At 69.7% G+C, this 8,993-nt stretch carries 9 protein-coding genes; 5 read left to right on the top strand and 4 right to left on the bottom strand.

The window, feature by feature from the left end; translation table 11 throughout:
* The first annotated feature begins 183 nt into the window (after positions 1-183).
* On the top strand, positions 184-1,152 hold the full coding sequence (locus D7W81_RS09820) for a hypothetical protein (RefSeq protein WP_120555078.1): 969 nt from the start codon (positions 184-186) through the stop codon (positions 1,150-1,152).
* A gap of 23 nt (positions 1,153-1,175) precedes the next feature.
* Here D7W81_RS09820 and D7W81_RS09815 read toward each other — a convergent pair whose 3' ends face one another.
* From D7W81_RS09815 to D7W81_RS09805, 3 genes are all read right to left on the bottom strand, one after another.
* The gene (locus tag D7W81_RS09815; protein WP_120555077.1) at positions 1,176-2,468 is read right to left on the bottom strand and encodes a hypothetical protein; all 1,293 of its coding nucleotides are present in this window, start codon (positions 2,466-2,468) and stop codon (positions 1,176-1,178) included.
* A gap of 39 nt (positions 2,469-2,507) precedes the next feature.
* Positions 2,508-3,392 carry a hypothetical protein gene (locus D7W81_RS09810; RefSeq protein WP_120555076.1) on the bottom strand — a complete coding sequence of 295 codons (885 nt, stop codon included), beginning with the start codon at positions 3,390-3,392 and terminating at the stop codon, positions 2,508-2,510.
* Between the two features lie 160 nt (positions 3,393-3,552).
* On the bottom strand, positions 3,553-4,686 hold the full coding sequence (locus D7W81_RS09805; RefSeq protein WP_120555081.1) for an aminotransferase class I/II-fold pyridoxal phosphate-dependent enzyme: 1,134 nt from the start codon (positions 4,684-4,686) through the stop codon (positions 3,553-3,555).
* Positions 4,687-4,850: 164 nt separating this feature from the next.
* On the opposite strand from D7W81_RS09805, the gene D7W81_RS09800 reads away from it, so the two are divergent.
* Entirely contained in the window at positions 4,851-5,360 is a 510-nt protein-coding gene (locus D7W81_RS09800) for a peroxiredoxin family protein (protein ID WP_120555075.1), read from the top strand.
* A gap of 41 nt (positions 5,361-5,401) precedes the next feature.
* Complete coding sequence (locus D7W81_RS09795) at positions 5,402-6,442, top strand: SDR family NAD(P)-dependent oxidoreductase (RefSeq protein WP_120555074.1); 1,041 nt, start codon at positions 5,402-5,404, stop codon at positions 6,440-6,442.
* A gap of 31 nt (positions 6,443-6,473) precedes the next feature.
* On the opposite strand, the gene D7W81_RS09790 is transcribed toward D7W81_RS09795, so the two are convergent.
* On the bottom strand, positions 6,474-7,583 hold the full coding sequence (locus D7W81_RS09790) for an MJ1255/VC2487 family glycosyltransferase (protein WP_120555073.1): 1,110 nt from the start codon (positions 7,581-7,583) through the stop codon (positions 6,474-6,476).
* 73 nt (positions 7,584-7,656) lie between these two features.
* On the opposite strand from D7W81_RS09790, the gene D7W81_RS09785 reads away from it, so the two are divergent.
* Together D7W81_RS09785 and D7W81_RS09780 are read left to right on the top strand one after the other, a co-directional pair.
* On the top strand, positions 7,657-7,944 hold the full coding sequence (locus D7W81_RS09785; protein WP_120555072.1) for a hypothetical protein: 288 nt from the start codon (positions 7,657-7,659) through the stop codon (positions 7,942-7,944).
* A 129-nt stretch (positions 7,945-8,073) separates the two neighbouring features.
* Complete coding sequence (locus D7W81_RS09780) at positions 8,074-8,973, top strand: LysR family transcriptional regulator (RefSeq protein ID WP_120555071.1); 900 nt, start codon at positions 8,074-8,076, stop codon at positions 8,971-8,973.
* The last annotated feature ends 20 nt before the right edge of the window (positions 8,974-8,993 follow it).

The raw sequence follows: 8,993 nt of genomic DNA, 5'->3' as shown, positions 1-8,993 counted from the left end.
GACTTCGTGGGAGGACGCAGGCGGGGCGTCCACGTAGGGAGCAGGGGTGGGAGTCATGGGCGCCGGTAGGATATCGGGACTTGCAGCCAATAGGCATCGCGCGGAGCCCCCTAGCAACTCCTGCCGGGCCCGGCGGACAATGGATGAGCCGCCCGACCCACGGGCCATCACCCGAGGAGAACCATGACATCCATCCGCCGCGTGGGTTCTGGCATCTCGACGTCCCGGGCCTGGTCCATCTCCAATGAGCTGGAGGTCACCGCCCCGGTGAAGCAGGACCCCATGACGCCGGTGGAGCCGGTGCGGCGGGGCTTCGCCGACGAGAGCGACTTCCAGGCGGACGCCGACGGCGACCTGGCGGGGGCGCTGCTCGCGGACCTGGGGCTGACGTCCGGCCCGTCCCCGGAGGCCCGGGGGCGCGCGCCAGGACTGGAGGCCCCGGAGCCCCGGGCCGCGCTGCTGGAGAACGCCCAGCTGCGCACCTTCGCGGGGGAGAGCACCTTCGAGGATGCCGGGCCCGCGTACGCCCAGCTGCTGGGCACGCCGCAGACGTCGACGCCGCTCCTGCAGGCGCGCCACTTCCAGCAGGCGGAGCGCCGCGCGGAAGCCGCGCCGGTGGATCCGTCCATGGACCCGTCCGACATCCTGTCGCCCGACGACGCCGCGTGGGAGCTGCAGAACCTGGACACCATGCCGAGCACCGTCTCCGCGCAGGAGGCGGAGGACCTGCTGTTCCTCCTGGAGTCCGGGGACCTGTCCAGCCTGAGCGACGAGGAGCTGCGCGCGCTGGGTGATGACCTGGACGTGGCGGACGCGGACGCGGACAGCCTGGAGGCGCCCGGCGCATCGGATGACTCGGATGGGTTCCTGGCCACGCTGGAGGACAGCGGACCGGAGCTGCCTCCAGAAGAGGCGCCCGGCACCTCGTCCTCGAGTGACTTCCTCGCGGACGCGGACGACTTCACGATGGAGGCCGTGCAGGCCGAGGCCGCCTATGCCGCGGCCTACGCGGAGGCCCGCTCGGGAACGGCTCCCGCCGCCGAAGCGGAGCCCAGCATCGTGGTGGCCTCCGACGTGGAGGACGTGCAGGACGCGGACCTCGTGGAGGTCGACGCGGCCCACACGCCTCCGCCACCGCCGCTCGAATCCTGAGCCCGGTCCCCCGGCCCTGACGCTCAGGGCTCGGGCGTGTCGGAGAGCGCGGCGTCCAACTGCTTCTGCGCCTCCATGACGTCCTTCTCCAGCTCGTTCGTGTAGCGGTCGCGCTCCGGGCTCCTCCACTCCGCGGGCGAGAACTGCTGGAGCGAGTACTCGCGCGTGGTGTGCACGGGCCCCCGCAGCGTGACCATCAGCTCGCGGTCCGGGTCGCCCATCTCCTTGAGCAGGAAGCCCTCCACGTCGCGCAGGGTCAGCGGGAACGTGGGCGCCTCGTCGCGGATGAGCTTGCCGAAGACGTTGAGCTTCACCTCCTGCGCCCCCTCCTGCAGCTCCTCGTTGAACGACACCGACGCGAACGGCACGCCGCCTTCGTCGTCCAACCGGCCGGACACCACGTACCGCCCCGCCTTGCGGACCTGCACGGACAGGTACAAGTCCAGCGACCCCGCCTCCACCACCTCGCGCACCCGGCGGGTGAACGTGGCCGGGGGCGCGGGCGTGTAGAGCACGTCGAAGAACGCCGAGTCCTCCAGCGAACCCGAGCGCACGCGCACGTCCACGCGCAGCGTGCCGGAGAACATCGCGAAGCCCTGCTTCGACGGCTGGAAGCGCCCGGTGAGCATTCCGTCACCCGCCACCGCGTCGCCGCCCTGGCCCGAGTCCACGAACGTCACCGGCATGCCCGGCACGCCGCCCGCGTCCACCAGGTGGTCCGCCTCGTGCGCCATCGCGGACACCACCTCGCACGGGCGCGGCGCGCGGCGCGAGTCCTCGCACCCCACGGTGAAGAGCACCGTTTCATCACCGACGACGAACACCTTGTCCTGCTTGAGCCGCAGCTGCACGTCGGAGGTGCCGTCCTCCGCCGCCTTCGGGCTGAGCGGCCGGGTGCGCTCCGGCTCCGCCAGCTCCATCTGATCCGGATGCTCGCGGCTGGGCCGCGACTCGGGCGGATAGCGCGTGGCCGCCACGTAGGACTCCAACGAGCGCTTCGCGCGCTCCAGCCGCTTCTGCCACAGCTCGCGGCGGGCCTCGCGCTCGCGGGCCTCCGGGCTGAGCAGTGACGGCGGGGCGGACTCCGCCGCCATCGCCGCGCCGCCGCGCTCCGCCGGTGCCCGCGCCACCTCACGGGGGGCGGACGACACCGGAGCGGAGGCGGACTCCGGTGCGCCCTCCGGCGCTTCGGCCCCCTCGCTTCCCTGCCACCAGAAGAACGCGCCTCCCACGAGCACCAGGGGCACGAGGGCAAACAACCACCGGCCGTGGCGCAGCCGGGAGGCGGAAGGGACAGGGCCGTCGTCGGGGGTCATGAGCGGACTTCGCCGGAGGGGGCGGGGGAAGCCGTTACTCTAGTACGCGTACGTGGCGACGTCCTCGCGCACCTTGGAGACGATGCCGCCCCAGTTGCCGTTGGCGTAGTGGTTGTACGACTCACCATCGTCACGCAGGGACACGGTGTGGAAGCTCCACTTCGCCCGGCCGTCGCTGCACGCCGCCGTGCCCGTGTTGAGCGTGCCGCCGCAGAACCAGTCGCCCGGGTTGCAGTAGGACCCGTTGCCGCTGCCGGACACACCGCCCGTGGAGTGGTAGGCCACCGCCTCGTCGTCCTGGCCCGGGAGGATGCCGGAGTACGCCGTGCCCTTGGAGCCGGCGAACATGTAGAACCACACGTTGCGCGTGGTGTTGTGGTTGTACATCGCGCGCGCCGTCGTGGTGACCAGGTCGCTCACCAGCGGGTCGCTCACCGCCCAGTCACCGTGGTCCGCCAGCTCGCTGCCGCCGCCCGCGCCGGACGCCACATCCACCCACTTGATGTTCCAGCCCGTCTGCGTGGAGGTGCCCACGTTGCCGCACTCGCCGTTGGCGTTGGGCACGGCGTTCTTCACCTGCCGCGTGCTCCCGCCGTACATCGACAGCGCGTAGCCGATCTGCAGGTCACCGGCGCTGTGCGCGGCGACGTAGCACCAGTTCGTGCCCGTGCAGAAGCAGTCCAGCGCGTTGCGGATGCGGTAGTTCTCCGTGCCGATGCGCTGCGTGCCGTTCCAGTTGACCGCCTTCTTGTTCACGCCCGCCGCGGTGGTGGAAGGACCCCAGTAGCTGAAGTCGGCGTAGTTGCCCGCCTTCGTCGTGTTGCCGTTCTTGCCGTGGATCCACAGCGTGTAGTTCGTCGCGGCGGCCTCGGTACCCACCAACAGCGTCGCGGCGGTCACGGCCGCGCCAATCAGCATCTTCATCGGGGTGTGTCTCCTGGCCTCTCGGGGGGATGAGAGGGCTTCCGCACGGCCCCAGGCCGAGCGAGGGGACAGCCACTCTAGGGGTTGTTTCAGATGAACGCGATAAGCCGAAAGTCCAGTGCTCTGTGCAAACCCTGACGCATCGCGCTGACCGGTGGCGTCACTCCAACGCGTCCAGGGCGCCGTCTCGTACGAAGCGTTCCAGGCGCTCCAGTGCTTCCAGCATGTTGGCGCGTCCCAACCCCAACCGGAAGTGATTGCCGGGAAAGCCATACACGTCCCCCGGCAACAGCAATACGCCCTCACGGGTAATCAGTGACTCAGTGAAACGAGCCACCGGAATGTTTCGCAACAGACGGGGGAAGGCCACGCTGCCGGCGCGCGGGCGCACCCAGTGGAAGGTGTCCGCGTGGCGGGCGAAGAAGTCATCCAGCCGCGCGAGGTTCGCGGTGAGCAGGCCGCGGCTGCGCTCCAGCACGCGCTCGCGGGCGCGCAGCGCGATGAGGGACAACAGCTCACTGGGGGCGCCGTTGCAGAGCGACGTGTAGTCCTTGAAGGCGCGGCAGCGCGCCAGCAGCTCCGTGTCCCGGGTCGCGAGCCAGCCCACGCGCAGCCCCGCCAGGCCAAACGCCTTGGACATCACGCCCAGGCTCACGCCCTTCGCGAAGCACGCCGCGGCGGGCGGCAGCGTGTCCGCGGCGTCGTACTCCAGCAGGCGGTACACCTCGTCGGAGAACAGGTGGATGCCGCGCGCTTCGCACAGCGCGCACAGCTTCTGGAACGTCGCGCGGTCCGGCAGCGAGCCCGTGGGGTTGTGGGGGAAGTTCACCACCACCATGCGCGTGTCGGGGCGCAGCGCCGCCGTGAGCGCGTCCAGGTCCAGCGCCCAGCCGTCCTCTTCGCGCAGCGGCAGCAGCGTCACCTCCGCGCCGGTGGCGCGCGCCACTTCATAGAGCGACTGGTAGCCCGGCCAGGTGACGACGGCGTGCGTGCCGGGGCCCAGTTGGACGTTCATCGCGACGAACAGGGCCTCCTGCGCGCCCGCGAAGGTGAGGATGTCCTCGGGGAGCAGGCCCGGGTACATCCCGGAGATGGCCTCGCGCAGGGCGGGCAGGCCGGACGTCTCCGTGTAGCCGAGCGTCAGCCCGTCCCAGCGGGCGCGGTCCTCCGGCGACGCGAGCGCCAGCAGGTCCGCCATGCGCCAGCCCTCCACGTCGGAGGCGCACAGCAGGTAGGGCGCGGCGAACTCCCAGCGCGCGAAGTACCGCTCCAGATCGAAGTCGGGGATGCGCATCACGTCCTCCATGCCGCCTGCCTGCCCACCGGAGGGCAGAGCAGGCCACCACACCTTGCCGGACAGGCGAGCGGACGGGCGCGCAGCCGGGAGCAACCGGTAGCGCATGCATAGCTTGAGTCACGTCCCGTTGAAGCGCTTTCCACTTCCCATAGGGAGCCCGTATGGCCTCGACGAAAATCCCGCTCACGCTGCTGGACCCGGATGGCGGCTGGGTGAATGCCCCCGTCCACGTCTCGGAGCTCGATGGACTGCCCGTCCTCCTGCACTTCTGGACCATGGACTGCGAGGACTGCGCCGCGCAGTTCGAGGCCGTGAACCAGTGGATCGTCGATTACGGGCCCAAGGGCCTGAAGGTCATTGGCGTGGACGTCACCCACTCGGAGACGGAGCTGCGCGACACCAACAAGGTGGAGGGCTTCGCGCGCGAGCACGGCCTGCGCTACCCCATCGCCATGGATGACGGCTCCATGGCCAAGGCATACGGCGTGGAAAAGCACCCCGCCTTCCTCCTCTTCGGCACGGATGGACGGCTGAAGAACCGCATCGGCGGCAAGGACGCCCTGCGCCGCATGCGCACGCTGCTCAAGGACCTGCCCGGCCAGGAGGCTCCCGCGCTCTCCGGCGAGGTGTCCCGCGAACAGGAAGACCAGGCCGCGGCCTCCAATCCCTAGCGCACGCCCCTTCACCCCTCCCTTTCCTGGAGCGCCTCACCATGGCTGACCGACGACACACCGAGCGAAAGGGCTTCTCCCTGGGCGCGCTGGCCGCCGGGGTGGGGGCCGCCGTGGGGCTGACGCGCGCGCTGCGGCCGCGCTACAGCTTCAAGGACAAGACGGTGCTCATCACCGGCGGCTCCCGGGGGCTGGGGCTGGTGATGGCGCGCATGCTCCTGAAGGAGGGCGCGCGCGTGGCCATCTGCGGCCGCGACGTCGAGTCGCTCCAGCGTGCCCACGAGGACCTGGCACGCGGTGGGGGCGAGGTGCTCTCCCTGCGCTGCGACGTGCGCGACCAGGTGCAGGTGGACGCGATGGTGGGCGCCGTCCACGAGAAGTGGGGCGTGGTGGACGTGCTCATCAACAACGCGGGCGTCATCATGGTGGGCCCGCTGGAGTCCATGGCGCTGGAGGACTTCGAGGAGGCGGTGGACATCCACCTGTGGGGGCCGCTGTACACGACGCTCGCGGTGGTGCCGTCGATGAAGGCGCGCGGCGAGGGCCGCATCGTCAACGTGTCCTCCATGGGCGGAAAGCTGAGCATCCCGCACCTGGTGCCGTACTCCGCGAGCAAGTTCGCGCTGGTGGGCCTGTCGGACGGGCTGCGCGTGGAGCTGGCCCAGGACGGCATCCGCGTGACGACGGCGTGCCCGTCCCTCATCCGCACGGGCAGCCCGCGCAACGCGAGCTTCAAGGGCGCCAACGAGAAGGAGTACGCGTGGTTCCACGTGAGCAATTCGATGATGGGCGTGTCCATGAGCGCCGAGCGCGTGGCGCACAAGATCATCGAAGCGTGCCGCCGGGGTGACGCGGAGGCGCTGGTAGGCATGCCCGCGAAGCTGGGGGCGGTGGGCCGCGCCCTGGCGCCCAACCTCACCATGCGGGTGCTGGACGTCGTCAACCGGCTCCTGCCCCAGGACAGCACCCCGGAGCGCCACAAGGGCAGTGAGAGCGAGACGCCCCTCACCCGCTCCTGGCTCACGGAGATGAGCCGCCGCGCGGCGGAGCGCAACAACGAGAACGAGGTGTCCCTGCACTGACGGCGCGGGGACACCCCGGTGGACGGCGGCCTCAGGCCTTGCCGTCCATCTCCGCCAGCTCCATGCGCCAGTGGCCGCGGTGCTCGTAGGCCTGCGCCAGCTGGTCGTTCAACGCGGAGAGCATCTTCACGTTCCCGTCCTGCTCGTAGCCCTTGAGGGCCTCCGCGCAGGCGGGCACGCGTGAGAGGAACGTCTTCAGCGCGTCCAGGCTCAATTCCTTCACATACATCCCGTAGCCCAGCTTCTCCAGATACAGGGCGTTGAGCACCTGTTCGAACTGGCCTCCCACGGGGATGCTGAGCAGCGGCTTGTGCAGGTAGACGGCCTCGCTCATCAGCGTATAGCCGCCGCCCGCCACCACCGCGCGCGCGGTGCGCAGGTCGTCGATGAAGCCCGCCTCGCTGAAGGGCCGGTAGGTGAGGTTGCCGTCCACCACGTCCTCCTTCAGGTCGCGGCGAAGGCCATACACGCGGCACGGCACGCCGGACTGCTTGAGGATTTCCGGCAGGTGCGTGTTCGTCGTCGCCGTCTGGTACACGAGCAGGTGCTCACCGGCCTCCGGCTTCGCCGTGATGATTTCCGGCCGGAGGATGGACGGCGCCAGCGTGGTGCGGCGCTTGCGCACCGGCGGGTAGAAGAACGTCGTGGTGAGGTAGTGGAAGGCCCCGGGCAGCTTCGCCTTCACGATGGCGCGTGACGCCTCGAAGCTCTCCTCGTGGCCCGCGAGCAGCGCCGGGTCATGCTGACAGCGGTTGATGACCTGCATGTTGTCCACGCTGATGACGGGCAACATGTGGCGCTTCGCGAAGAGGTAGCTGAACGTCTCGAAGTCGCTCACCACCACGTCCGGCTTGAAGCCCTCCACCAGGTCGAAGTACTGGCGCACGTTCTGCGGCCAGCCCGCGACGGCGCCCTGCAGGTTCTGCAGCACCGTCTGCCACTTCTTCACCGAGTTGCCTTCGTAGGCGATGGTCAGCCCCCAGATGCCGTGCACGTTCTGGAAGCGCTGGGCCAGGTAGTGCTGAGCCCGGCCCGACACCACGATGTGGACCTCGTGTTCCTTCGTCAGCGCCTCCAGCAGCACGCGTGAACGCGTGGCGTGGCCCATCCCTTCGCCGACGACCCCATACAGGATTCGCATGGTCCGGAAGCATACGCCCGGGACACCCTCCCCTGTCCCTTCCAGCCCGGGACGGTGCTACGCCTCCGGGCCCATGACCTCCCTGCCCACGCCCCGGGGTGCCTCCGTCCTGCGCGCCGCGGCGCTCGGGGGCGTGGCGGGCCTCATGCTGGGCGGCCTGGGGCTGCTCGGGCTGGGCGTGAGGGCCGTCTTCGCCCCCGCCGACTGCGCCCAGCTGTCCTCGCAGGAGTGCCAGCTCCTTCATGAGACGGACCGCGACCTGGGCCGCGTGCAGACGCTCTCCGGCGGTGCGCTCGTCGCCCTGGGCGCCGCCCTCTTCGCCCTCACCCGCCCCCGGCCTCCGAATGACTCCAGCGTTTGAGAGCCCGAGGATTTCGCCGCGCCGCGCAAGCAGCCGGGCGCCTTTTTCCTGTAGGTCATTTTCGCGCGCGGGGTAGGTCAACTAATTACCACTGGCCCGGCCATTAGGTTTGAGGGTAGGAGACGGCCCATGCAGCTCGAATCATTGAAGATGTTCTGTGACGTGGTCGAGACGGGCTCTTTTTCGCGCGCGGCACAGCTCAATCACGTGACCCAGTCCGCGGTGAGCCAGCAGATTCGCGCGCTGGAGAACCGCTATGAGCAGAAGCTGCTCTCGCGCAGCGCGCGGCAGGTGACGCCCACGCCGGCGGGCGAGCGCCTGTTCCGGGGCTGCAAGGAGATATTGGCGCGCTTCGCGGAGGTGGAGCAGGAGATCCGCGAGCAGGCCACGGAGATCCAGGGCGCGACCACCGTGTCCACCATCTACTCGGTGGGTCTGCACGAGCTGGCCGCGGTGCAGAAGCAGCTGCTCAAGACGCACCCCAAGGTCAACATGCGCCTGAACTACCGGCGCAATGATCAGGTCTACGACGACGTGATCCTGGGCGCGGCGGAGATTGGCATCGTGGCCTATCCGCAGCCGCGCGCGGGCGTGGACATCCTGCCGTTCCGCGACGACAAGCTGGCGGTGGTCTGCGCGCCCAACCACCCGTTCGCCAGCAAGGCGAAGGTGAGCATCACCGCGCTGTCGGGCGTGCCCTTCATCGCCTTCGACCGGGAAGCCCCCACGCGCAAGGCGCTGGACCGCCTGTTCCGCGAGAAGAACATCGACATCAATCCGGTGATGGAGATGGACAACGTGGAGACCATCAAGCGCGCGGTGGAGATGGGCCTGGGCGTGGCCATCCTCCCGCTCGCCACGGCCCACGCGGAGATCAAGAACAGCTCGCTGGTGGCGAAGCCCTTCGCGGAAGGGCCCGTGTCGCGCCCCATTGGCCTGCTCATCCGCAAGGGCAAGTACCTGGACCGCGCGTCCGGCGCGGTGCTGGAGGCCTTCAAGCAGGCCGCCCTGATTCCGAACGAGGACTGAACGCCCTCGCGCGGCGCTTT

Origin of the sequence: Corallococcus aberystwythensis, from assembly GCF_003612165.1 — a bacterium.
Lineage (GTDB): Bacteria > Myxococcota > Myxococcia > Myxococcales > Myxococcaceae > Corallococcus > Corallococcus aberystwythensis.
The sequence above is the reverse complement of the archived record's forward strand: the minus strand, read 5'-3'. Positions and strand labels throughout refer to the sequence as shown.